The organism is Acinetobacter calcoaceticus DSM 30006 = CIP 81.8 (assembly GCF_000368965.1).
Taxonomy (GTDB): domain Bacteria; phylum Pseudomonadota; class Gammaproteobacteria; order Pseudomonadales; family Moraxellaceae; genus Acinetobacter; species Acinetobacter calcoaceticus.
On sequence record NZ_KB849780.1, the window covers coordinates 1036298 to 1062684 of the forward strand.

A 26387-nucleotide genomic window follows, 5' to 3' on the forward strand; every position below is an offset into this window, starting at 1 on the left:
CTGTGAAATTTATAATACACAGCAATAAAGTCAGATTATTACAGTTCTAGGTATTTTTTCAAATAGTGACCTGTTAAAGATTTTTCTGCTGAGAGCAGGTTACCGACTGTTCCAGAGAACACTAATTCACCACCTTTGTCACCAGCCAATGGGCCAATATCAATAATCCAATCGGCTTGACTAATAATGTCTAAATTATGTTCAATAACAATGATCGTGTTGCCTTTTTCAACTAAGTTATTTAATAAACCAATCAATTTTTCAGTATCAGAAGGGTGTAAACCTGTACTTGGTTCATCTAACACAAAAATATTATCTGTTTCATTGAGTTGTTTTGTGAGTTTTAATCTTTGACGCTCACCACCAGAGAACGTATTTAAGCGTTGACCAATTGCAATATAGTCTAACCCCAAGCTCACCAAAGAATTAAATTGCTGCTGTAAATTGTGATCTTCAAAAAAGTTACTTGCTTCTGTGACTGTCATTTTTAGAATTTCAGCAATATTTTTACCTTTATAAAGATATTTTAATACCTCAGGTGCATATCCTGAGCCATGACAAAGGTCGCACGTCATTTCAACATCATCTAAAAATGCGAGTTCAATTCTCTCAATACCTGATCCTTTACATTGAGGGCAAGCACCTTCACTATTAAAACTAAAGAGCTTGGCACTCACTTTATTGGCTTTTGCAAATAGTTGACGAATCGGATCAAGCAGGTCTAGATAGGTCAGTAAGTTTGATCGAATACTTGCAGTAATTGCAGATTGATCAATGACTTTTGTTTCAGGATATTGTTGCGGTAAGACTTTACTGATTAATGTACTTTTTCCGGAACCTGCAACTCCTGTAATAACGGTGAGGCAGTTCTTTGGAATGTCGACATTAATATTTTTCAGATTAAATAAATGGGCATTTTTAATTGAAATCCATTCACAACGAATACGTGGTGCTTTCTTATATACGTTTGGTCTTCTAAAAAACTGGCCTGTTAAACCTGATGAGTTCTTTAACTCTTCGAAGGTCCCTTGGTAAATAATTTGACCGCCGTGGATACCAGAAAGAGGGCCCATATCAATTACATGGTCAGCTGTTCTAATAAGATCAGGGTCATGTTCAACCAGTAAAACACTATTTCCTTTATCTCTAATCTTTTGAATGATTTTAATAATATTATCTAAATCTTTTGGGTGAAGACCAATACTTGGCTCGTCAAAGATGTAGAGCAGGTCAACTAAACTATTACCCAAATGTTTAACCATCTTGATTCGTTGTGACTCACCACCCGATAATGTATTGCTCACACGATTAAGATTTAAATAACTGAGACCAACCAAGTTTAAGTTGCTCAACTTATTAATAATTTCATGCAGAACAGTTTCAAATTTTTCACTTTTTATCGATTCTATAAACTCTAAAAGCATTGATACAGATAGGGCTGTACATTCAGCAATATTTTTACCGTTAATCTTACAAGATAAAGATTTTTGATTAAGTCGTTGTCCTTTACATAAAGAACATTCCTTGGTTGTAATAATCTCCTCAAGTTTATTACGATAACGATTTCTTTCCTGCGCTTCACCTTTTAAAAAGTTACGTTCAAATCTGGTAACCAGTCCTTCATAAAGTGCTGTTTTTCTCCATTTACTTGTTGGATTTAAAGGCTTGTGCTGAGGGGCATGCAAAAACAAGTCCCATTCTTTTTCACTATAGTCTTTTAATTTTTTATCTAAATCGAAATAACCTGAATCTGCATATCGTGTCCAACGCCATGCAGTAGGTTGATAGGTAGGGAAGTTGATAGCACCTTCTTCATTTAAGGATTTATCTAAATATAATATTTTATAAATATCAATTGTTTGTTCTAAGCCAATGCCTTCACATTGTGGACACATGCCATTGGGATGATTAAAAGAAAAAACATTGGAATATCCAACAAATGGTTCACCCATACGTGAAAATAATAAGCGAAGATTGGCGTAAATATCAGTAATTGTTGCAACGGTTGAGCGGATGTTACCCGTTAAACGCTTTTGATTAATAATGACCGGTACATTTAAATTCTCAATTTTATCAACATCAGCGACCCCAAAATGCTGTAAACGATTGCGTACAAAGCTATCTTGAGTTTCATTAATTTGTCTTTGAGCTTCTGCACCAATAGTCTCAAATACTAAAGATGATTTACCAGAACCAGACACTCCAGTAAAAACGACGATTTCATGTTTAGGAATCTTCAACGAAATATTTTTAAGATTATTTTGTCTGGCTCCGTAAATATTTATTGTTCTTTTAGTCATGTGTAATCACTTGAAATTAAAGATTTATGGTAAAGGTAAAACAAAATATATGAAAAGGATGTATGTGTTTATTAAGTAAATAGTTTAAATATTAAACTGATAAGCGTTTTCATACGATACTAACCAATGGAATAAGAGGGAAAGATTCACGAGCTTTATAATCACGAATACGATGTATAAATCTATTGTTGTCAGATGTGGGTATACATCATATTTTTGGTAATTCATTAGAGAGCTATAGAAAGGTTCTTATTGAACTATGCTTCATAAGAGTAGATCGATAGGGTTATGTGGATTTAAAAAACTTAGAGAGTTGTATAAGCTTGTTGAGATGCAAATTGAGTGGCAGCGTTATCTATTATTATCTTAAATTTAGTAAGCAAAGAAGTCACTGTAGTGAAGAATAAACGGCGTAGCAGCAACGTAGAGTAGCCAGAGCCTCCTAAAAAGATCTTAAGAATAGACTAAATTTTTCTAGGAGAGTGGTGGCAGTCCACCACTAATTAAAAGGTGTCTACAAGATCAGTAGCTATTCAATAAGTGTAGTTTACTATTTGGTATAAAATATTATGCTGAGGCTAGGCTTCTGATAGCTACGATTTCTGTTTGGCTTTTTGGCGTAAGACATACAAATATAAGCTTTCTACTTTTTCACGTGCCCATGGTGTTGTACGTAAGAATCGTAATGATGACTTAACACTTGGATCTATGCAAAAACATCTAATTTCAATTTTACGACTTAAGCCTTCAAAGCCACCGTAGTAATCCAATAATTCATCCAAAATGTCAGCAAGTTTTTTGCCGTGTAGAGGGTCATTGGAGGCGTTCATAATAGATCAACCATATTTTGGGAGACCATCATTATAACCTGAGCTAGTTGAAAAATGAGAGGGTTAGGTTGATCTAAACAAGCCATAGAGATTTGCTTAAATTTGTTGTGAAGCAAATTGAGTAGAGGTTTGATTTACACATAACACATATTTAGTTCGAACATACATCTGATCAAACTATTGTGGATTCAGTGAAGGTCAAATGTAGCCTTAGTAACAACATAGAGTAGCGAAGCGTTATATATGGTATAGTTCCTCACATATCTTATTTAACATAATATACATTATACGAACAATTATATAATTCCTTATGAAGTCTTTAGTTCTATCAAGCTTTAGCTACATTTTCTTCTTACTGTTGCCTTACCATCACCACTAGTATGATAAAAATATTGTTGTTCATTGATGACAACATCACTGGAATAAAGATTTCCTTATTCAAATAGCACTTATAAAACTCAACTAAAAATGATGATGTTGCTCATCAAGTTTAACTGCCTGCGAACATAGCACCATTTGCTCAAGCCCATGATCGAATTTCTCTGATTGCAAAATTAGACAAATATTCTGTGCCTTTATCTCCAGCACGCGCATCTACCTTGAGTAATTTGCCCTTAAATATGTTGTATTTGAATACTATTATGCTTTTCTCTAGCCTATATTTCTACTTGATGTAATTTAATCTTAAAAATATCGCGTATGTTTATACTGTGAAAAGAATTTTAAGAACCCTGAAAAGTTAAAATAACCTTTTGTGCCTCAATATATTTAAAATGTGTGATGAATTTCAACTTATTGGTGGCGTGATAATTGTATTTAATAAATAAAGTGAATTTATTTTTTAATTTATAAATAAAAAGTTAAATAAATCACATTTTAAATAAAATTAGTATCTTTTTTCTCTGTAATTATCTTGCAATGTAAATACTAAAATCACAAAAAAATAAATTACATATTTATTAAATGTTTAATTGTATATTATTAATTATTTTAATTTTATTCTGTTTGTGAGTTGAAGTTAATCTTATAAATTTACATAAATATCAATAACTTAATTTGAGTTTAGTAATTTTTGAAGTATTGTAATTATTATGTTTCTTAATATGTTTTTAAAATTCTAACTATTGCATTATTTAAAACGGTTAATGTGATTTTCATCACGTCAAAATTAATATTTTTTCTTCATTTAAACTTAATGATTGTTTTTAAATTAAAAATATTGTATCAAATAGATATAAACTATTTTATAAATAGGCATATAAAATGAAAAATAATATTTTAAAACTTCTTATTCTGATGGTGTTTTCCACTTCCCCACTATTTTGTTATGCAAATAACACAATAATGATAAGAGGAAATATTGTTGAAGATACATGTTCAACAGAACATAGCGAGATAGAATGTGTTGAGGTAAATAATTTAAATATTAAACTTGATAGTGAATATTTAAACAAAAATAGTCTTTCTAACTTAGCTCAACATACTGAGAAAATGGACACTAGCATTGAAAGCATAGGTTCTAATCACAAAATCGTGGTTATCAACTATCATTAACTTATTAGGCATAGGATTTGAGGCTATTGCTACAATAAGCTTAATTAAAGAGTGATTTGTCGAACTCATCGCATATTTTGATGAAATAATAGATAAATCACTCTTTTTATATAAAAAAGTGACTTTTTTTATGTTTTTTCTGTATACATATGCATAATTTATTCTATATAATTGTATTGTAAGAATTTAAGCTTCTTTTTCACATAAATTGTTTAATTCCTTTCTATTTACATAGTGTTCTTATGTAACTTGCTTATCTCTGCGGTTTCGCTTTTTGAAAAAATATTAATAAACAGATATATAGACTGTAAAAGGTAGCTTTCAAGCATTTGTTTCTAGTGTGATTTAATTAAAATTATGAAAAAATAATGTGATGTAGTTTGCATTTTGTTTAAGAAGTGTTAATATCGCCGCATTACTTTTCAAGATGTCAAACACTGGAAAAGTAAGGAAATAAACTTTTATCCAGACTTTTGAGAAAACACTATGAAAAAACTTGCTTTGATCGCTGCTCTTTCGGTTGTAGGGATTGCGAATGCTCAAGCTGCTGATGGTACAATTACAATTAATGGTTTAGTTACAGACAAAACTTGTGACATCGTTACCCCAGCTGGTAAAGACTTCACAGTTACTCTTCCAACTGTTTCTAAACAAACTTTAGCTGTTGCTGGGGATGTTGCTGGTCGTACTCCTTTCCAAATCAACTTAGCTAACTGTTCACAAGGTAAAGTAGCTACTTACTTCGAACCAGGTGCAACTGTTGACTTTAATACTGGTCGTTTACTTAACCAAGACGCTACTGGTGCTAAAAACGTTAACGTTCAACTTTTAGGTAACAACAACAACTTCATCCCAGTACTTGCTGCGGGTGCAAATGGTGCTCAAGCTAACTCTCAATGGGTTGACGTAGCTGAAGGCGCAAGTGCTGACCTTAACTACTATGCTGAATATTATGCAACTGGCGCTTCTACTGCTGGTAAAGTAACTACTTCTGTTCAATACACAATTATCTATCAATAATTAGTTGATAGCGGGGTTTCTGTGTTCGCATGGAAGCCCTGTTTTGTGTAACACCTTCCCGAATCTTTCTTGGTTGAGAATTCTGAAATGAAATTGAACAGTTATAATTTTTTGTTAGGTTTGGCATTTGCTTCAGCGGTTGTCGCACCTGCTACTCAAGCAGAAATTGTAATTCATGGCACCCGTGTAATTTATCCGTCGGATGCTAGAGAAGTTACGCTACAAGTTAGCAATAACGGTTCAAAGCCAGCACTTGTCCAAGCTTGGATTGACGAAGGTGACCCAAAAAGTACACCGGACCAATCAAAAGTTCCTTTTATGATTGCTCCTCCAATTTCTCGTGTTGAAGCAACGAAAAGTCAGACACTTCGTATTACCGCTTTGCCAAATGCTTCTCAATTAAATCAGAAGCAAGAAACGGTTTTGTGGTTGAATATTTTAGATATTCCACCTAGACCTACTTCAAAAAGTGAAGATACGACACCTGATAATTTCCTGCAACTTGCTATTCGTTCAAGAATTAAATTCTTCTATCGTCCTTCATCGATTAAAGAAGATGCGAATTTAGCATCAGATAAGCTTCAATGGATTAAATCTGGTCAAAATTTAACGGTAAAAAATCCTACCCCTTTTCATATCACACTGACTTCTGTTTACCAAAAGGCAGGTGATAAAAAAGTTGATTTACTACCTCAAGGTCTAATGATTAAGCCTTTTTCTGAAGCGTCAGTTCAGCTTAAAAATGGCAATCTTCAAGATATGAGTTTTATTAATGTCAATGACTACGGTGGTCGAATTGAACACCCAATAAAACTTTAGTAATCAGATTTATCTTTTTAATAAATTTAAGCATCTATATGTGTAGGCGGACTTAGCTATGCCAAAAAAAAGGCAAGAATCTTATAAATTATTAAAACGCCATATTTGTTACTACTTGGCTTCTGGCGTTGTCACAATGACAATGCCTGTATTCGTGCATGCTGAAGAAACAGCTACGAGTGCTCCCGTAGAGGCTGAATTCGATTCTGCTTTTTTAATTGGGGATGCACAAAAAGTCGATATTTCTCGTTTTAAATACGGCAACCCTGTTTTACCTGGTGAATATAACGTTGACCTATATGTAAATGGTCAATGGTTTGGTAAACGTCGTATGGTCTTTAAAGCATTAGACCCTAATAAAAATGCTGTAACTTGCTTTACTGGCATGAACCTCCTTGAGTACGGCGTTAAACAAGACGTTTTGTCAAAGCATACTACCCTTCAAAAAGAAAATAATAGTTGTTATAAAATTGAAGAGTGGGTTGAAAATGCATTTTATGAGTTTGATACCTCTCGTTTACGTGTAGATATTTCGATTCCGCAAGTTGCTTTGCAAAAAAATGCGCAAGGCTATGTCGATCCAAGTGTATGGGATCGAGGCATTAATGCTGGTTTTCTATCTTATAGTGGTAGTGCCTATAAAACATTTAGTCAGTCTGGTGACCGAAGCGAAACAACAAACGCATTTATGGGCGTTACAGCTGGACTAAATGTAGCAGGTTGGCAATTACGTCATAATGGCCAATGGCAATGGCAAGATACCCCTGCTGAAAATCAATCTAAATCTGATTATCAAGAAACAAGCACATATTTACAAAGAGCCTTTCCTAAATACCGCGGTGTTTTAACGCTAGGTGATAGTTTTACAAACGGCGAAGTATTTGACTCTATTGGTTATCGTGGTATTGATTTCTCAAGTGATGATCGAATGTTACCAAATAGTATGTTGGGCTATGCCCCTCGTATTCGTGGTAATGCAAAAACCAATGCAAAAGTTGAAGTTCGTCAACAAGGCCAACTTATCTATCAAACAACTGTTGCACCAGGTAACTTTGAAATTAACGACCTTTACCCTACTGGTTTTGGTGGCGAGATTGAAGTTTCTATTATTGAAGCAAATGGCCAAATACAAAAATTCTCGGTTCCGTATGCTTCAGTTGTACAAATGTTGCGTCCGGGTGTAAACCGTTACTCTTTAACTGTGGGTCAGTTCCGCGATCAAGACATTGATATTAATCCTTGGGTTGTTCAGGGTAAATATCAGCAAGGGATTAACAACTATTTAACAGGTTATACAGGCATCCAAGCAACGGAAAACTATGCCGCTGTGTTATTAGGTGCTGCTTTTGCTACACCAATTGGTGCTGTTGCGTTAGATGTTACCCACTCTGAAGCCGACTTTGAAAAGCAGTCATCACAATCTGGGCAAAGTTTCCGTTTAAGTTATAGTAAGTTAATTACTCCAACCAACACAAACTTAACACTGGCAGCATATCGTTACTCAACAGAAAACTTCTATAAATTACGCGATGCTTTGCTTATTCGCGATTTAGAAGAAAAAGGTGTCAATACCTATGCTGCTGCGGGTCATCAGCGCAGTGAATTCCAAATTACTTTAAACCAAGGGCTACCTGAAGGTTGGGGTAATTTCTATGTAGTTGGCTCATGGGTTGACTACTGGAACCGTAGCGAAAGTACTAAACAGTACCAAATTGGTTATAGCAATAACTACCATGGTTTAACCTATGGTTTATCTGCAATTAATCGTAAGATTGAGTACGGTTCAAATGATACGTCGCATGATACTGAATATTTAATGACGCTTTCATTCCCAATTAACTTCAAGAAGAACTCAGTCAACGTCAATGTCACTGCTTCTGAAGATAACCGTACTGTTGGCGCAAGCGGAATGGTTGGTGATCGCTTTAGTTATGGTGCCTCAGTATCGCATCAGGACTATGCAAATCCATCATTTAACGCAAATGGTCGTTATCGTACTAACTATGCAACTGTTGGTGGGTCTTATAGTATTGCTGATTCTTACCAACAAGCAATGGTTAGCTTAAGTGGTAGTGTGGTTGCGCATTCAGAAGGTATTTTATTTGGACCTGAGCAAGGCCAAACTATGGTACTTGTTCATGCACCTGATGCAGCTGGAGCAAAAGTTAATAATACCGTTGGTTTAAGTGTGAATAAGGCAGGTTATGCGGTTATTCCGTATGTGACTCCTTATCGCCTTAATGACATTACCCTTGACCCACAAGAGATGTCGAGCCAAGTAGAGCTTGAAGAAACAAGTCAACGTATTGCACCTTTTGCTGGCGCAATTGCTAAAGTAGATTTTACGACCAAGACAGGTTATGCAGTCTACATTAATAGTAAAACAGCTGATGGCAACAGTTTACCGTTTGCAGCTCAAGTCTTTAATCAGAAAGATGAAGCTGTTGGTATTGTTGCACAAGGTAGTATGATTTACTTACGTACTCCACTTGCTCAAGATCGTCTCTATGTAAAATGGGGTGATGAAAGTAATGAACGTTGTTCGGTTGAGTACAACATCAGTAATCAGTTGCAAAATAAACAACAAAGCATGGTAATGACTGAGGCTGTCTGCAAATGAAAAGAATATTATTAACAGGTTTCTTATTTACGGCTGGCCTTGGTGTATATGGTGAAGCTAATGCTGCGTGCCGCATATATGACTATGTAGCAAATGATGTTCGGATGGCCGTAGGACGTGTTGTTGTACGCCCTAGTGATCAAGTCGGTGCAATTTTAAGAAAGGCAACTTTCCCTATTAATCGTACTTCTACAGAAGCACGTTCTTGTGATAGCAGAGACACAGTAATTGCTGCATTAACCCAAGGGTACCCTTTAAGCTCTTTGGGCAATAGCATCTATACGACTAATATTCCGGGGATTGGTATTCGTTTATACCGTGAAGCTGAGAATAATGCCAATTTCTCGGGTTATTACCCGTATGAACGTGGTGGAATCTCAGGTACCCGTTATTTGGGGGCTGGTTATTTTGTAGTGGAAATCATTAAAATTGCTCCACAAACAGGTTCTGGAACGTTAGTACCAGGTAGATATAGTAGCTATTATGTCCGTGGCTTTCCTAATCAACCTTTCTTAACAAGTACTGTTGATGCTAATGCAATTACCATTGCATCATCTTCATGTGAAATCCAAGGTAACATCAACAAAGTTGTACAGCTCCCAACAGTTACAAAGGCTGGTTTCAAAGGCGTTGGTTCCACTCAAGGTGAACAAACCTTTGATATGAACATCTTATGTAATGGTGGTATCAACCCAACGGGTTATGAAGAGAAAAACCTGATTAGCTTAACTTACGACTTTACCCAAGACGGCACAAATAATCAGGTACTGGCAAATACTGCTGCCGCATCTGAAAAAGCAAATGGTGTGGGCGTACAATTACTGTGGAATTATCAAAATAAAAATCAAGTCATCAAAAAAGGTGACAAATTAGCCTTAGGTACATTGTCTTCTAACCAGACACTTCAATATAACGTACCAATGACTGCTCGCTACTACCAAACAGCAGCAAATGTGACTGCTGGTAAAGTACGTGCAATGGCTACTGTAACTATTGAATATGATTAATCATATTCAATAGTTTATAAAGCCAATAATTTCAAATATTTAAAAATTAATAATAACTTTTACTTTATCAATACTTTCTAAAAATTTAATACTTAACTCCATAGGAATATTTTATGAAAAAAATAGGCATAGTTGCTGTTAGTGCAGTGACATTATGTTGGGCTATGTATGAAGTATCCTCAGACAATACTAATACAACACTGAGTAAAGAAACTAGTCAAAAAGTAGCATCTAAAAGCATTTCATCAACTGCAAAGAATGAAAAATTAGCGCCTCAGATGCTCTTGACCCAAACGAACTCCCTTAATTCTTCTGCCCCAGTTTGCCAATACAATTTTGACGCGACTCAAGAAGATTTCGATCTATGGAATAATCAACACCCTGAATATTTTCCTATGAATATATTCCCATTAATAAGTGGGCAAAAATTTAGCTTTAAAGTAGAGCCTAGGCCAGAAAGTGAGTATGGCAATTTAGATTATATAGCTAGAAGTAAAGCTAGTCTTAATTCGACTAATGACATTGGAGATTTAACATTACCTCACACAGGTATTATTGCATTTGAAATGGAGCTTAAAGTGCCAACAATAGCACTTGGCAACTCATCATTTGGTAACTCTTCTTATATTTCTAACATTGGTTTTATGGGCGTAACAAATAATGGTTACACAGTTAGATCCAACTATGGGTTTGATATGGGGACTTATGATCCAGATTTTGGTGAGAATCCCCCTAGATTAAGCTATTCTGTAGCTTACCGACTTAGTGATAATAATGGGCCTGATAATCCTTACTTCAAAAGTCAGAATATGACAAATAATACAAAGGAATACCAACGTTTGGGTATCTACATTAACCAGAATACTAGGCAGGTCGGTTTCATTTTTAATGGGGTTGATCAGGGTTATAAATCTATTTTACCTGCTCCACTTGAAAATATAAGTTTTTCTGTTTTAAGTGGTATATCAATTTATTCTGAACAATCATTCACACAAGAGTTGTCGAATGAACTCATTACTGACCGTAATGCTTTACAGTTTAGCTATCCTCAGGGTACAACTGACATGTGCGGTAATGCCATTTAAGATATAAAATCATAAGTTGTAAAAAAGGGCTGAATCACAGCCCTTTTTCTTTTATTTAGAAATGAATGACAGTACGAATTGATTTACCTTCATGCATTAAATCAAAAGCCGTATTAATGTCTTGTAAAGGCATGGTATGAGTCACAAAAGGTTCAAGTTGAATCTCACCTTTCATAGCATCTTCAACCATTTTTGGAAGTTGCGAACGGCCTTTAACACCACCAAATGCAGTACCTAACCATTTACGACCTGTAACCAACTGGAATGGACGAGTCGAAATTTCTTGACCTGCACCAGCAACACCAATAATAACTGATTGTCCCCAACCACGATGTGCACACTCTAGAGCCGAGCGCATAACATTGACGTTACCAATACATTCAAATGAATGATCTACCCCCCAGCCTGTCATTTCTACAATGACTTGTTGAATTGGTTTATCGTAATCTTTAGGGTTTAAGAAATCTGTAGCACCAAACTGCTTAGCAAGTTCAAATTTATCTGGGTTTGTATCTACCACAATAATTCGTCCTGCTTTCGCTTGACGTGCACCTTGTACAACAGCCAAACCAATACCACCTAAGCCAAATACAGCAACAGAGTCACCTTCTTGTACTTTAGCTGTGTTATGCACGGCGCCAATACCCGTAGTTACGCCACATCCAAGTAAACAAACTTGTTCGTGATTCGCTTCAGGATTGATTTTAGCTAAAGATACTTCTGCAACTACCGTATATTCACTAAATGTTGAACAACCCATGTAATGGTAAATCGGTTCACCATTATATGAAAAACGTGTGGTTCCATCTGGCATTACACCTTTACCTTGAGTAGCACGTACTGCAACACACAAGTTGGTTTTTCCAGATTTACAGAACAAGCATTCTTTACATTCCGCGGTATAAAGTGGAATAACATGATCACCCGGTTGAACGCTCGTTACGCCCTCACCGACTTCAACCACAACACCTGCACCTTCATGACCTAAAATTGCAGGGAAAACGCCCTCAGAGTCATCGCCGGACAATGTAAAAGCATCGGTATGACATACCCCTGTATGGGTAATTTTTATTAGAACTTCACCCGCTTGAGGTGGTGCAACATCAACTTCAACAATTTCTAAAGGTTTTCCTGGGGCAAAGGCGACAGCTGCACGAGATTTCATCTTTGGGTTTCCTTTAAATCATTCGGTATTTATAGTCGAGCAAAATAGATTATGTAACAGTAATACAAGAGATTAATTTTGCTTAAATTAAAATTGGCTTTCATTACAATCCATCACAGCATAGCCAGTCAGGTAAGTCTAAGCAAGCCTATGTTTCAAAAAGAAGAAAACCTCTTACTTGAAGAGGTTTTCTATCAAATCACTTATCTTATAAACGGTTTATGTTTACTTAAAGGTAAATATCTGGTGGATATGGTGTGTTATCACTAATTGGTGAATAAAGCGTATTTTCAACAAAGAAGCCATTTGGGGCTTGAGTGGTATCGATCGTAATCGAATCAAACATGACTTGTGGATATGCCCAGATAAATTGCTTCATTAACCCAAGAGAAACATTATTTTTCATGTCACCAAAAATTCGTTGCCAGATGGGTGTTCGATAAGGTTTGGTTTTATCAAAGCCATAAATATAGGCAATAGATGCATCAGGAACGAATCCGGATAGATAAACGACTTTATTTGCAGGATAGCCCAGACCCTGTATAGGTATTTGAGAAACTGCCTGATGTGCTAAGTCTAAGCGAGCTTCTAATAGCCAGTCATAAGCTTCAGTCATCATGTAATCAAAATTAGGATATGAATAGTGCGTGCTTGGATAATTAATATAAGTTGCTAGTGTCTGAATTGGAGACTGAATAGAAGGAAAGAAAATAAGTGGGCTAACTTTGGCTGTTGAATATTTTGCTTTGATAACGGTACGAATGTTTTGACAGGTTTGTCCTAATTTATTTCTAAGCCATGTTTTAAACTCATCATAGGGAGTTCCTGTTTTATTCATTGCTTCATAAATTGTACCTAAATCTGGTGCATATAAACCTGTATCTGCATTAAAGGCCAGTTTTGTTGGATAGTCATACACACAAGGTAGATTCGTGTCAGTGTTGTACCACCACCAAGGTTCACCAATCTGCATGTTTACATCACATCCCCCGACAACCATTGCATCTGCAAACTCAATAAAGACTTTATGTAGATATGCCAAAGCATTTTGGTCACTTAAACTAAAAAAATAGCTCGGTGGTTGGTAGCCTGTTTTACCCAAATTACTATTCCAGTCACGCTGTGCCCAATACTCATTGGCCCCCAAGGAATACATTTCAAAGCTGACCCCAAAGATGGGTTGCATACTAGCGTTATGCAAAGCCTGAGCATATTTCTCATGCCATTTACGAGTACATGAGTTAACAACAGCCTCGCCCGTCACCAACGTATCTGGTATTTGCCATTTATTAATATCGCTTTTCCATTTCATTTCAGGATAATGCGACATTCCACAATAATGGTTAACCAAACCTTGATATCCCAAAGTGACGATATTGTTGACTAGGCGCTGCGGGTTTAAATCGTAATGGTCGTCATAGCTGGTACAGATACCATAATTGTGCTGAGGTACAACAACACGGCTCAAATTTAACTTCGCATTTGTTCCTATAACAACCGAGTTAGTCAGTCGAATATAACCATCTTGGGGCTGACTTAAAGGTGTAGCTGATTGGCCATTATATTGGCTGGTAAAACCAGAAAATGAAATTCGCTGAATATTGGTGACGGGAAAGCTATCTGTCGCAGAAAAACCAGCTTTTACCGTATCCCAGTTAATATGGATATGCGCCGTGCGAGATGAAGGGTTATTTGCGTAGTTAAACAAGACAACATATGCAATTTTATCTATGCCATTGTCATTATAGTACACCGTTAAAGTCGGTGTTAAACTCGCATTGTTAAGTACAGGCATAGAAGCCGACAATTCAATATCGAAGTCCCAAATTACCCCTGCATAGCTGTATTTGGTTTCATAAGCTAAAAATTTATGATCTTTAGAGTCATAAGAGTCCCACGTAATTCCTACCAAATCATTTGCCATGCGCGACCTAAAAGATGCTTCAAAACCATTTCCATAATTAGTAATGGCAAAAGACATGGTTTGCGGGCCGTCTATTCTCCAATAAATAGGGCTAAATCGATCAATAAGTGTATTTTGAGTGATTGGATGAGGTGATGAATTAGAATTATTTTGCACATTTTGTCGATTAGTTATCATGTCGTCATTCTCTTAATGTATTAAGAAGTTTTATATTAAATAATAATTCTTATTTTATTGTTCAGATAAGTAACAATGACGTTTAAATTATTTACAGTTAATATTTTTTATAAAGCTCAAAATAAACTTAAACAAGAATTCTTAATATTATCCTAAAATATTTTTGCCCTAAGGAGATAATAAATGTCAAATTTTATGCAGCCTATAAATTTTAGGGTGTTGTTTGTATTTACTCCTCTTGTGTTTGCACTAACAGGTTGTAGTGAAACTTTACATTCCCAAAGAACCATACCAATAAAGACATCTTCAGAAAGTATCGTTTATCCCGAAGTTGATACCGTTTTAGGGGAAAAGTTACAGCCTAATGAGGAAGTGGTAGCCCAGAACATAGCTCAAGTCATTGAAAAGTCAATTCGTGAACAATATACGGCGGGAAATGCTTTACGTGATGCCCATCCTAAAGCACATGGATGTGTTCGAGCTGAATTTCATGTCTCAAAAAATATACCTGCTCAGTTCGCTAAAGGCGTTTTTATACCAGACCAAAGTTATCAAGCATGGATTCGCTTTTCCAATGCTTCTAATGACGCCTCTAGTGCTGACATTGACAAAGATGCACGTGGCATAGCGATAAAACTTTTAGGTGTCGCTGGAGAGAAAATTTTAGAAAGTGAAAAGCAAGCAACTACTCAAGATTTTATTATGATTAATCACCCTGTCTTTTTTGCGAATGATGCTAAACGATACCTTTCTTTTATGCATGATGTGAATAGCCACAATATGATTAGAAAACTTCATATTCCGTTTGCCTTAGGTTTTAAAGGAACAATGAATGCACTCGGAGCACGTAATTCACAAATTGCAAACCCACTCTATGCGCGTTACTGGTCTATGGTTCCCTATCAGTTAGGCCTAGGTAATGATCGACAAGCGGTTAAATATTCAGTACGTGCTTGCTCAGTGACAGCAAATAATCTACCTAAAAATCCTAGTCATGATTTTTTAAGAGAAGCTTTAAAAAATACTTTACAGCAAACAGATGCCTGTATGGAGTTCCTTATTCAGCCCCGAACTTCAAGTAAAATGTTAGTAGAAGATTCGATGACAGAATGGGATGAGAAAGTGGCTCCTTTTTATCAAGTAGCGACTATTCATATTCCAAAGCAGAATTTTGATACGCCCGAGCAAAATAAGTTCTGTGAAAATTTGTCTTTTACGCCGTGGCATGCCTTACCTGCACATAAGCCACTAGGTGCAGTAAACCGAATGCGTAAAGTCATTTATGAAAATATAAGCAGGGTTCGACATGATATGAATTCCGCACCTAGACAAGAGCCTTAAATACCTTATTCCTCTCGGTTTAACATTTAAGTAATCTTGTCTTACTAGGAGCAATTTTTTTATTTAATGACTCCTTTACTGGTGTCTATGGTGATTCGATCAATGAAATCTGCCAGCCATAAAATAAAGTCATCTTCATTTTTATGTTTTGGAATCAAGCTTATATCTACTCTAATGAGTAATTCAATTTGCACACTAACAACAGCCCCTTCGAAGTTCACAAAGTTATATAAAAATTTTAATTCTGTACCGGCAATCGCTTTTTCAATTTCTATAATTAAATTATTTAAGTCTTTAAAGTAATTGCTTGAATGTTTGTTTTTAATATTTTTATTAATTTTTTCTGCTAATAATAAGTATTTTGGCAATTTTATCTCCTTATTAATTATTTATAAAATATAAGTATAAAATTGTAGTTATAAAAATAAATTTCTAATTTTTATTAAGATTGTTGCTGTTTTTAATTTTAATTGATAAATTGTGAATATCATAACTATTTATTGTTCTAATAATGTGATCTGGTTTTAATTTTTTTATTCCGATTAAATTGGTAGGTATTTTAACAGCCAGCTAAAAATTTATATTTTAAAAGCTCTATATTATTTTAAATATTGAAAATTTTAAAAATCGCTATTAAAAAACCGCCCCAGAAGGCGGTTGCTGAATTTACAGCGATATATAGAAGTGTAGTGGACGATCACTTCTATATTTTTTTAAACTTATTTTTCTTCTTTTATAATTTTTGTAAAGGCATCTGACTTGAAATAATTAATAATCATCTCTCCATCATCACTTGTAGACATCTCTCCATCATCACTTGTAGATGAGGACACTTTAGGAGGTTCTTCATAGCTAAACTTAAAATCTGGAGGAATAAATTGTGAGATCGGGGGAAGCTTGGCCTCTCCTCCTGTTGTAATTCTTTCAATAAAACCTGCGAGCCAAAGAATATATTCATCTTTATTTTTATGGTTGGGCATGAGGCTCACATCCAACTTAATCGCACAGTCTTCTAATGGCTTGGTTAAGCACTCATCAAAATCTATAAAATTATATTTAAGTTTAAACTTGGTTCCTTTAATTTCCTTCACGAAGTACACCAACCAAATGATTTAAGGTCTCTGCTGAGCTTTCTGAAAATAAATTTTTGTCCTCAATCTTTTTGTACACATTCTCAGCGATGATTAAATATTGTGGCATCTCTATTTTCTCCCTTTTATTGTCGAGCTACTCACTCAGCCTTTTAAGGAAGTATGATAGATATTATGTTTTCCAATGTAATTGTTATGCTTCTAATTGTAATTAATGTATTTTTGTGAAAATCGTAAGCATAACCATCCGTAAAAATTAAAGATAACGCAAACTAAATCTCATTTTTATAAGAAAATTTATTCTAATCAAAAAATATGTTTAGCTCATCTAAACTTGGAAGCTGGTTATAAGATTCATCTGCCTCTATTGTGTTCGCCCAGTTTGACTTTGAAAATACGCAAAAATTAAGTTTTTTTAGCACAACAATGTCTTTATCTAATAAGCCTAATGATATCCACATAAAATGTGTATTTCCAACTAGGTTGGGTACTGGCGATCCACATTTACTACAAAATGAAGATGTGAAACCTGTTTCCTTTTTATAAGTACGAATAAGTTCTAAACCTGATAACCATTTAAATTTGTCTTTGCCGACCAAAGTAGCCGCGTTTGATCCCGTTCCCGATTGTTTTCGGCAGAGACTACAGTGGCAGTGATAGATAGTCTCTATCTCGTTGGTAATTGAAAATTTGACTTCATGACATAGACAAGAACCCACATGACTCATCTCGAGCATCCTTAAAAAATAATATTGAATATAGCATTAGGTTTAAAACGGTTAAATTTAACTTTATATTTTTAAAAGGCTATTTTTTCTTAGAAATACCTATAAAAATAAGGAATTGCTAGCGTTGAGGCTTGGCACAATGCATTTATAAGGTTTAATATGAATTTTGACATATAAATTGAATATAAGAATGCTCTGATAGGTTTAACTTGGATGCAGATTAAATGCTTACATGATCAATCAGCTATACCAGCAGTACAGTACTATGGCTTCAAGTGCTTGGGGCTTTACTGATTTACCCTCTTATACAGATACATACGATCCTAATGAGAATGATACAGTGACGAATAGCTTTAATTGGTTAAATGATGAGCAAGCTACAGAAAAAACAGAACAAGGATTAACTGCTTTTGTGGCATTAGATGATGCCTTTATTAGTATAGCTTCTCGTATGTATCTGATTCGAAATGCAAAAGAAAAGATAGACTTACAATATTATATTTGGACCAATGATTTTGTTGGAAACTTAATGCTGCATGAGTTACTAACGGCGGCAGATCGTGGCGTAAAAATCCGCTTACTCATCGATGATCAAAATGGAGTAAAGCTTGATGGAGTTCTAAGAAGCCTTCTCCACCATCCTAATTTTGAAATTCGATTATTTAATCCATATAAATTTAGATATTTAAGAATTTTAGACTATATTTTTCGTTTCAAAAAAGTAAACCATCGCATGCATAATAAATTAATTATTGCAGATGGAGCGATTGCCGTAACAGGTGGTCGAAATATCAGTAGTGAATATTTTGATGCAAGTAGTAAGTTTCAATTTACTGACCTAGATATTTTATTTTATGGACATACGGTACAGCATGCCCAGACTGTCTTTAATGATTTCTGGCAAAGCGAGCTAAGCCAAGATGCTACTGAGCTTATCGGAACTTGTGCTGTCCACCACTTACAATCGTTACGACAGCACTATCATGATTTAATTCATGATAGTGAAAATCATACTCAAACCGAAGATAAGCTTTACGATGCTCAAAGCTATTTAAAAGAACTTTTAGAGCACTATCCCATTCAATGGTCAAAAGCGTATTTTGTTGCAGATTCACCTAAAAAAATCTTAGGAATAGTCTCTAAGGAAGAGATGCTTTATGGGCAAGTCATGAAGATTATGGGTGAACCAAAGCAGCATATAGAATTAGCTTCCGCTTATTTTGTTCCTACACAACAGGGCGCGGATTATTTAAAACAGCTAAAGGTGCAAGGAGTTAAAGTCAGGGTTTTAACCAATTCTTTTGCTGCAAATGATGTGGCGATTGTGCATGCATTTTATAGTCAATATCGAGTTGAAATGCTCAAAAGTGGTGTAGAACTATTTGAGTTTAAGCCATTTTTAGAACGTAGACGTAGAACATGGTATGAGGTTGTGACTGGAAGCGTCATTCCCGCTAAAGGCAAAAATAAATCGAGTTTACACGCCAAATTTTTTGATGTAGACGGTAAAGTATTTATTGGTTCATTTAATTTTGATCCACGTTCGACGTATTTAAATACTGAGGTTGGGCTTGTGATCGAATCGAGTCAATTACAGGCTCAAGTTTCGGTGATGCTTGACCAGCATTTACCACAAGTTGCATACCAACTTAAGTTAAATAATGAAGGAAAAATCATTTGGCTAGACTATCAATCGAATGGCCAAGTCGTGGAATATGAAAACGACCCGGATACGAGTCTGTTCCAACGCACAATGATTAAAGCCGTTTCATATTTGCCAGTTGAATGGATGATGTAAGAGAGCTTCAATTTTATTTATAAGATACCAATCTCTTTAAAGAATTTTTGATAAGCCTCTGCTTTTTTCTCTAATGCCAATGGATAAGCTCTTGAAGAGGATGGTAAGCGGTATAAATTAATATCTCGCCCTACAAAGCGAATTGATGTAGATGTTCCTATAAGTGGTTTTTCAGTATGCTCTGGTAAAACAGAAATTAAGGTATCAGTCGCTTTATCACCTGTAGTCATGATGGTCTGACATAACGGAATCTGTTGAAGTAGAGCAGAAAGATCTGTCGGCGTTACTATTTCAAGAAACTTATCTGCGGCATTCCCCTTCAATCGCTTAATTTGGTAAGCCGTGTCAAAGATTGCAATACCTGTTTCAATCAAGAAGTTTCGAATACGTTCTTCATTAAAATTTTTCTGATTTTCACTTAAAAAGTAGGTTTTGTTTTGGAAAAAAATTAAGCCAAAAATTCGCCACATGTCATTTTGGAAATTTGGATAGTAAAAATCCATCTTCCATTTATTACGCGGTGGTGGAAAACTACCTAACATGAGTAAACGGGCATTTTCGGGTAAAAATGGTTCAAGTGGATGTGTTTCTATCTCAATTATCATAAAAAATCAGTATTTACTTAAAAATTTTATAAATAAATTAACCTATTTTCGAGTTAATCACGAGTCAAGAAATGCAATTTCTCTTCATTAAATCGTTAAGGGAGATTACTAAAGCGATCATTCTTGAGGAATGCTTATTTTAAAAATGCTATGTGAATGTTGATTGAGATAATCGACCTGACCTTTATGGGCAATAACAAGGGCTTGTACAACTGAAAGACCTAAGCCAGTACCGCCTAACTCTTTATTTCTTGATTGTTCTAACCTAAAGAAAGGATTAAATAAATCTTTGCGATGTTCCGCTGAAATGCCCGGCCCTTCATCTTCTATTTCAAGAATCCAGTTAGATTGGTCTTGTCTTGCTGAAACAAGTAGCTTCCCCGGATTTGCATAACGTGTGGCATTATCAAATAGTGCAATTAAAACTTGTTCTATACGCCTTTGATCACACTTAACTTCTGATGCTTGAATGTCAAAAATGACTTCAAGCTGAGCTTTTTCTAATTTTTCTTGAAACATATGCACGACTTTGTGGGCAGTTTCATTAAAATGAATCGTTTCGAGATGAAGTCTAAGCTGCTGGTTTTCAAAAAGGCTTAATGTACGTAAGTCTTCAACTAGATTTGACAGACCTTCAACTTGATTAAGTAAGTTCTTAAATAAAATGGGATCTGCTTCAAAAACACCATCAATAATCCCCTGTAACCTGCCCTGCAAAATAGTGACTGGAGTTCGTAACTCATGTGCAATTGCAGCATTCCAGACATGAGCATTTTCAACTGAGGTTTCGAGCTTTTGAGCCATGTCATTAAAATTGTCCATCAACTCTGCAATTTCAGAAGAATGATGCGTCGGTTTTTCTACTCGTGCAGTTAAATCCCCATGACTAATTTTTTTTGCTGCATCTGCTAATAGATTAATAGGCACAATAAAACGTTGAGCAAGCTTTATGCCTAAAATAATTGATAATGCTGTGCCAAACAGAAGCACAGCAAATAACCATATGCCATCTAAATAGTGGAAAAACTCATCACTTTCTTTGAGTTTTTCAAGAGAAATAAGACCCACTTCAATTGCAATATAATAGGTGCCGTAGCCTAAAATGAGTGAACTTAATGTAACACTTAGACTGGTAAAGCTCAGTGCAATAATAAGTTGTTTACTAATGCCTGTTTTATTTTTCATGTGGATTGTCCAGCCTATAACCTACACCACGAACATTAATGAGCATATTGCGTAAGCCCAGATCTTCTATTTTCTTTCGTAGCTTACTAACGTGGCTATCGACCGTGCGTTCTAATGCATCTCGATCTGGTAAGCACTGATTCATCAGTTCAGAGCGGGTAAAAACTTTATGAGGATGAGGCACCATCAACAACAAAATTTTGTACTCAGTCAGAGTTAAATTAAGTGCTTGTTGTTTGTCATCCGAGTAAATATAGGCTGTATGAATTTCTGTATTCACTTCAATATTTTTATAAATCAGATTTCGGTTAGGCGTTTGCTGATTTTGTTGAGTACGTCGTAGTACCGCTTGCACACGTGCGACCACTTCATTTGGGTTAAATGGTTTTACCACAAAGTCATCCGCACCAATTCGTAAAGCCATGACTTTATCGATTTCTTGATCTAAAGCAGTCAGCATAATTACAGGTGTAGCTGCTTTTTGCCGAATTTTATTGAGGACTTCCCACCCACTCAATTCGGGCATTTTTATATCGAGTATGACCAGATCAATGGGCTGCGTTGCATGTATTTCAATCGCCTGCTTACCATTCATGGCCCGAACAACACGCATGCCTTCGCGCTTAAGATAATGTTCAATAATATCGCCAATATCATATTCATCTTCTACGACAAGAATAAGCTTATCCTGACAGTTGAATGTAAAGGTTGACTCGAACATATGAATAAAACGCGAGAAAAATTTGATTCATCATACGCATATTTTTTGATAAATCTCCACACTTTTTCCACATATTCGTGATTTTCGTTACACACACATCAAAAATAATGTCAGCATCTAGAAGTCCATTAGGTGTTATAAAAGTGCAAAAGCATTTTTTAGTTCCATTCGTTTTATCTTTCAGCCTTGTGTTGCATGGTTGTGGGACAGAACAAGCAAGTGATCAAACACAGGTATTTACAGCTAAAGTTACCGTTATTTCAGTTCAACCGCAGCCGATTAATTTTAGCGAAAACTTACCTGCACGCGTTCAAGCTTTCAGGACTGCCGAAATTCGCCCTCAAGTTGGTGGCATTATCGAAAAAGTTTTATTTGCTCAAGGTAGTGAAGTTAAAGCTGGGCAACCGCTATATAAAATAAACTCAGAGACATTTGAGGCAGATGTAAATAGTAATCGAGCTGGGCTAAATAAAGCGGAAGCGGAAGTAAGTCGTTTAAAAATACAACTCGAACGCTATCAGCAACTCTTACCAAGTAACGCAATTAGTAAGCAAGAAGTAAGTAACGCCGAAGCGCAATATCGACAAGCAATTGCAGATGTTGCCCAAATGAAAGCTTTGTTGGCTCGCCAAAATCTTAATTTACGGTACGCGACAGTACGAGCACCCATTTCAGGACGTATTGGTAAATCGTTTGTGACTGAAGGTGCATTAGTTAGCCAAGGTGATAGCAATACTATGGCTACAATTCAACAAATTGACCGTGTGTATGTCGATGTAAAACAGTCTATTGGTGAATATGAGCGTTTACAGGCAGCTTTACAAAGTGGAGAGCTATCTGCCAACAACCAAAAAGATGTGCAGATTCTAAATAGTTTAGGACAACCCTATAACGTCTCGGCAAAAATGCTTTTTGAAGACATTAATGTTGACCCTGAAACTGGCGATGTCACCATCCGTATTGAAGTAAATAACTCTGAAAGAAAATTACTTCCGGGTATGTATGTGCGCGTCACTATTGAACGTGCTTCGGTTCCTCAGGCTTTACTCGTTCCAGAACAAGCAATTCAGCGCAATATGAACGGCGACCCGCAAGTCTACGTGGTAAATGCCAAAGGTGGTGCAGACGTTCGCCCTGTAGAATTGGGGCAACAATATGAGCAGTTTTATCTCATCAATAAAGGGCTTAAAGCAGGCGACAAAGTTGTTGTTGAAGGTATAGAACGTATTCAGCCAAACCAGAAGCTGGCGATTTCCGTATGGAAAGCAGCTTCAGCAGAAAATACGGCGAAGCAAGGAGACACGAAATGATGTCTCAATTCTTTATTCGCCGTCCTATTTTTGCATGGGTCATTGCGATTTTTATTATTTTATTTGGTGTACTCAGTATTCCAAAGTTACCTATTGCCCGCTTTCCGAGTGTCGCACCACCTGAAGTCAACATTACAGCAAGTTATCCGGGCGCTACTCCCAAAACTATTAATGATAGCGTCATTACCCTCATTGAACGGGAAATGTCGGGAGTAAAAAACCTACTCTACTATAGTGCGACAACCGATTCATCTGGTACTGCTGAAATTACCGCGACTTTTAAACCCGGTACCGATGTCGATATGGCTCAAGTCGATGTACAGAATAAAATTAAAGCGGTTGAAGCGCGCTTACCGCAAGTGGTTCGTCAACAAGGTTTATCTGTAGAAGCATCTTCATCAGGCTTTTTAATGCTTGTAGGCTTAAATTCACCTAATCACCGCTATTCAGAAGTAGATTTGAGCGACTATCTGGTTCGTAATGTGGTTGAAGAGCTTAAACGTGTTGAAGGTGTTGGAAAAATTCAGTCCTTCGGTGCTGAGAAAGCAATGCGGATTTGGGTAGATCCCAACAAGTTAGTCTCTTATGGATTATCAATAAGCGATGTAAACAATGCGATTCGCAACAATAATATTGATATTGCACCGGGTCGGCTTGGCGATAGGCCTTTAATTAACGGTCAATTAATTACAATACCTTTGTCAGCTCAAGGACAGCTTGAAAATGTTGAGCAGTTCAAAAATATTAGTCTAAAGAGCAACATTAGTGGTGCCAACATTAAGCTGTCCGATGTAGCCGATGTAGAAATGGGTGCTCAGTCATATAACTTTGCCATTTTAGAAAATGGTAACCCTGCAACTGCTGCGGCGGTTCAACTTAGCCCTGGTGCAAATGCGGTAAAAACAGCCGAAGGTGTCAAACAGAAACTCGAAGAATTAAAAGTAAATTTACCCGAAGGTATGCAGTTTAGTGTTCCATACGATACTGCGCCTTTTGTTAAAATTTCGATAGAAAAAGTAATTCATACATTAATTGAAGCCATGGTTTTGGTTTTTATTGTGATGTATCTATTTCTTCATAATATTCGCTATACCTTAATTCCTGCGATTGTGGCTCCAATTGCCCTGCTTGGTACCTTTACCATCATGCTTTTGACGGGTTACTCAATTAATGTGCTAACCATGTTTGGTATGGTGCTTGCGATCGGGATTATTGTTGATGATGCGATTGTGGTCGTTGAGAATGTTGAACGGATTATGGCAACTGAAGGTTTAGCGCCTAAAGAAGCGACTTCAAAAGCCATGACTGAGATTACCAGCCCGATTATTGGTATTACTTTGGTGTTGGCAGCAGTGTTTTTACCCATGGCTTTGGCGAGCGGTTCGGTCGGCATTATTTATCGCCAGTTTACTATTACCATGTCGGTTTCAATTTTATTCTCGGCATTTTTAGCACTCACTCTCACACCTGCCCTTTGCGCAACCTTATTAAAACCGATTGATGCACATCATCAAAAGAAAGGGTTTTATGCGTGGTTTGATCGTAGCTTTGATAAAGTCACAAAAAAATATGAAGTTCTTCTACTTAAAGTCGTTAAACATACTATTCCGACTTTAATCATTTTTGTGGTGATTACGGGACTAACTTTTGCAGGAATGAAATATTGGCCAACTGCTTTTATGCCTGAAGAAGATCAGGGCTGGTTTTTGACTTCATTCCAGTTACCTTCGGATGCAACAGCTGAACGAACTCAAAAAATCGTCAAAGAATTTGAAGACCATTTAAACGAGCGGTCAGATGTAAAAAGTAATATTTCAATTATGGGCTGGGGATTTAGTGGCGCTGGACAAAACGTAGCACTCGCTTTTACAACCTTAAAAGATTTTAGTGAACGTGATAAATCCACGACCGACTATACTAACTTCATTAATGCAGAAATGGCGAACAGTAAGGAAGGTACAACGATGTCGGTACTTCCTCCTGCCATTGATGAATTAGGTACATCTTCAGGCTTTAGCTTGCGCTTACAAGACAAAGCAAATTTAGGAATGCCTGCCTTAATTTCTGCACAAGAAAAACTTATGGAAATGGCTGCTCAAAACAAAAAGTTTTATATGGTTTATCCTGAAGGTTTGCCCGAAGGTGACAATATTAGCTTAAAAATAGACCGTGAGAAGTTAAGTGCTCTAGGTGTAAGCTTTGCTTCCGTTTCAGATATTATTTCGACTTCAATGGGGTCAATGTATATCAATGATTTTCCGAACCAAGGACGAATGCAGCAAGTTATTGTTCAAGCCAATGCAAAATCACGAATGCACTTAAAAGATATTTTAAGTTTGAAGGTTGCGGGCGCAAATGGACAACTGGTTTCTCTATCTGAAGTGGTAACTCCTCAGTGGAATAAGTTGCCGCAGCAATATAATCGCTACAATGGCCGTCCTTCATTAAGTATCGCTGGTGTTCCTAACATGGGTGTATCTTCTGGCGATGCGATGCGAGAAATGGAAAAACTGATTGCCAAGCTTCCTCAAGGAATCGGTTATGAGTGGACAGGTATTTCTTTACAGGAAAAACAGTCTGAATCTCAAATGGTATTTCTTATTGCCTTATCAATGTTGGTCGTGTTTTTAGTGTTAGCTGCACTTTATGAAAGTTGGTCAATTCCGTTATCAGTTATGCTGGTTGTTCCTTTAGGAATCTTTGGTGCTATTTTGGCCATTATTCTAAGAGGAATGCCAAATGATATTTTCTTCAAAATTGGTCTAATTACCATTATTGGTCTATCTGCCAAAAATGCGATCTTAATTGTTGAGTTCGCAAAAATGCTCAAAGAAGAAGGAATGAGTTTAGTTGAAGCAGCCGTTGCAGCAGCGAAGTTACGCTTACGCCCAATTCTAATGACTTCCCTAGCCTTCACTTGTGGTGTGATTCCATTGGTGATTGCAAGTGGGGCGAGTTCAGAAACTCAACATGCGCTAGGTACAGGTGTATTTGGAGGGATGATATCTGCCACCATTCTGGCAATCTTTTTTGTTCCAGTATTCTTTATATTTGTGTTGGGAGCAGCAGAAAAATTCTTCTCTAAGAAGAAAATTAGCTCTTAGTTA

19 protein-coding genes and 1 pseudogene are annotated in these 26387 nt (G+C 36.2%); 10 read left to right on the plus strand and 10 right to left on the minus strand.

What is annotated here, in order from left to right; genetic code table 11:
* Positions 1–38 precede the first annotated feature (38 nt).
* Both F936_RS09830 and F936_RS09835 read right to left on the minus strand, forming a co-directional pair.
* On the minus strand, positions 39–2300 hold the full coding sequence (locus tag F936_RS09830) for an ATP-binding cassette domain-containing protein (protein WP_005047096.1): 2262 nt from the start codon (positions 2298–2300) through the stop codon (positions 39–41).
* Positions 2301–2893: 593 nt separating this feature from the next.
* Positions 2894–3130 (minus strand): VF530 family protein, encoded by a 237-nt coding sequence (locus tag F936_RS09835; protein ID WP_003651786.1) that lies wholly within the window; start codon positions 3128–3130, stop codon positions 2894–2896.
* Between the two features lie 1263 nt (positions 3131–4393).
* Here F936_RS09835 and F936_RS09840 point away from each other — a divergent pair.
* The 6 genes from F936_RS09840 to F936_RS09865 all read left to right on the plus strand — a co-directional run bounded on the left by F936_RS09840 (position 4394) and on the right by F936_RS09865 (position 11235).
* Entirely contained in the window at positions 4394–4684 is a 291-nt protein-coding gene (locus F936_RS09840) for a hypothetical protein (RefSeq protein WP_003651779.1), read from the plus strand.
* Positions 4685–5170: 486 nt separating this feature from the next.
* Positions 5171–5704 carry a fimbrial protein gene (locus F936_RS09845; RefSeq protein ID WP_003651778.1) on the plus strand — a complete coding sequence of 178 codons (534 nt, stop codon included), beginning with the start codon at positions 5171–5173 and terminating at the stop codon, positions 5702–5704.
* An 87-nt stretch (positions 5705–5791) separates the two neighbouring features.
* Entirely contained in the window at positions 5792–6523 is a 732-nt protein-coding gene (locus F936_RS09850; protein WP_005040701.1) for a fimbrial biogenesis chaperone, read from the plus strand.
* A 58-nt stretch (positions 6524–6581) separates the two neighbouring features.
* Positions 6582–9143 (plus strand): fimbria/pilus outer membrane usher protein, encoded by a 2562-nt coding sequence (locus tag F936_RS09855; RefSeq protein ID WP_005047099.1) that lies wholly within the window; start codon positions 6582–6584, stop codon positions 9141–9143.
* The gene (locus F936_RS09860; RefSeq protein WP_005047103.1) at positions 9140–10150 is read left to right on the plus strand and encodes a fimbrial protein; all 1011 of its coding nucleotides are present in this window, start codon (positions 9140–9142) and stop codon (positions 10148–10150) included. Before F936_RS09855 ends, F936_RS09860 begins: the two co-directional genes overlap by 4 nt.
* 113 nt (positions 10151–10263) lie before the next feature.
* A complete protein-coding gene (locus tag F936_RS09865; RefSeq protein WP_005047105.1) occupies positions 10264–11235 on the plus strand; it encodes a DUF4882 family protein in 972 nt (323 codons plus the stop codon).
* 55 nt (positions 11236–11290) lie between these two features.
* On the opposite strand, the gene F936_RS09870 is transcribed toward F936_RS09865, so the two are convergent.
* Together F936_RS09870 and F936_RS09875 are read right to left on the minus strand one after the other, a co-directional pair.
* The gene (locus F936_RS09870) at positions 11291–12400 is read right to left on the minus strand and encodes an S-(hydroxymethyl)glutathione dehydrogenase/class III alcohol dehydrogenase (RefSeq protein WP_005047107.1); all 1110 of its coding nucleotides are present in this window, start codon (positions 12398–12400) and stop codon (positions 11291–11293) included.
* A gap of 229 nt (positions 12401–12629) precedes the next feature.
* Positions 12630–14501: a non-contractile tail sheath protein gene (locus F936_RS09875; RefSeq protein WP_005047112.1), complete on the minus strand. Its 1872-nt coding sequence runs from the start codon at positions 14499–14501 to the stop codon at positions 12630–12632.
* Between the two features lie 183 nt (positions 14502–14684).
* Here F936_RS09875 and F936_RS09880 point away from each other — a divergent pair, with 183 nt between their 5' ends.
* Entirely contained in the window at positions 14685–15842 is a 1158-nt protein-coding gene (locus tag F936_RS09880) for a catalase family protein (RefSeq protein WP_005047115.1), read from the plus strand.
* A gap of 59 nt (positions 15843–15901) precedes the next feature.
* On the opposite strand, the gene F936_RS09885 is transcribed toward F936_RS09880, so the two are convergent.
* From F936_RS09885 to F936_RS09895, 3 genes and pseudogenes are all read right to left on the minus strand, one after another.
* Positions 15902–16210: a hypothetical protein gene (locus tag F936_RS09885; protein WP_005047117.1), complete on the minus strand. Its 309-nt coding sequence runs from the start codon at positions 16208–16210 to the stop codon at positions 15902–15904.
* 351 nt (positions 16211–16561) lie between these two features.
* Positions 16562–17042: pseudogene (locus F936_RS09890) on the minus strand (hypothetical protein).
* Between the two features lie 193 nt (positions 17043–17235).
* The gene (locus F936_RS09895; RefSeq protein ID WP_080595303.1) at positions 17236–17670 is read right to left on the minus strand and encodes a GFA family protein; all 435 of its coding nucleotides are present in this window, start codon (positions 17668–17670) and stop codon (positions 17236–17238) included.
* A gap of 223 nt (positions 17671–17893) precedes the next feature.
* Between F936_RS09895 and F936_RS09900 the strand changes: the two genes are divergently transcribed.
* Positions 17894–19459 (plus strand): phospholipase D family protein, encoded by a 1566-nt coding sequence (locus F936_RS09900; RefSeq protein WP_017389898.1) that lies wholly within the window; start codon positions 17894–17896, stop codon positions 19457–19459.
* A 17-nt stretch (positions 19460–19476) separates the two neighbouring features.
* Here the strand turns inward: F936_RS09900 and F936_RS09905 are convergent, their stop codons facing one another.
* The 3 genes from F936_RS09905 to adeR form a co-directional block, all read right to left on the minus strand.
* On the minus strand, positions 19477–20064 hold the full coding sequence (locus F936_RS09905) for a uracil-DNA glycosylase family protein (protein ID WP_005047126.1): 588 nt from the start codon (positions 20062–20064) through the stop codon (positions 19477–19479).
* A gap of 117 nt (positions 20065–20181) precedes the next feature.
* The gene (adeS, locus tag F936_RS09910; protein ID WP_005047131.1) at positions 20182–21249 is read right to left on the minus strand and encodes a two-component sensor histidine kinase AdeS; all 1068 of its coding nucleotides are present in this window, start codon (positions 21247–21249) and stop codon (positions 20182–20184) included.
* Entirely contained in the window at positions 21239–21970 is a 732-nt protein-coding gene (adeR, locus tag F936_RS09915; RefSeq protein ID WP_005047133.1) for an efflux system response regulator transcription factor AdeR, read from the minus strand. The genes adeS and adeR overlap by 11 nt, the downstream gene beginning before the upstream one ends.
* 143 nt (positions 21971–22113) lie before the next feature.
* On the opposite strand from adeR, the gene F936_RS09920 reads away from it, so the two are divergent.
* Together F936_RS09920 and F936_RS09925 are read left to right on the plus strand one after the other, a co-directional pair.
* Positions 22114–23280 carry an efflux RND transporter periplasmic adaptor subunit gene (locus tag F936_RS09920; RefSeq protein ID WP_016801797.1) on the plus strand — a complete coding sequence of 389 codons (1167 nt, stop codon included), beginning with the start codon at positions 22114–22116 and terminating at the stop codon, positions 23278–23280.
* On the plus strand, positions 23277–26384 hold the full coding sequence (locus tag F936_RS09925) for an efflux RND transporter permease subunit (RefSeq protein WP_005047139.1): 3108 nt from the start codon (positions 23277–23279) through the stop codon (positions 26382–26384). The genes F936_RS09920 and F936_RS09925 overlap by 4 nt, the downstream gene beginning before the upstream one ends.
* The last annotated feature ends 3 nt before the right edge of the window (positions 26385–26387 follow it).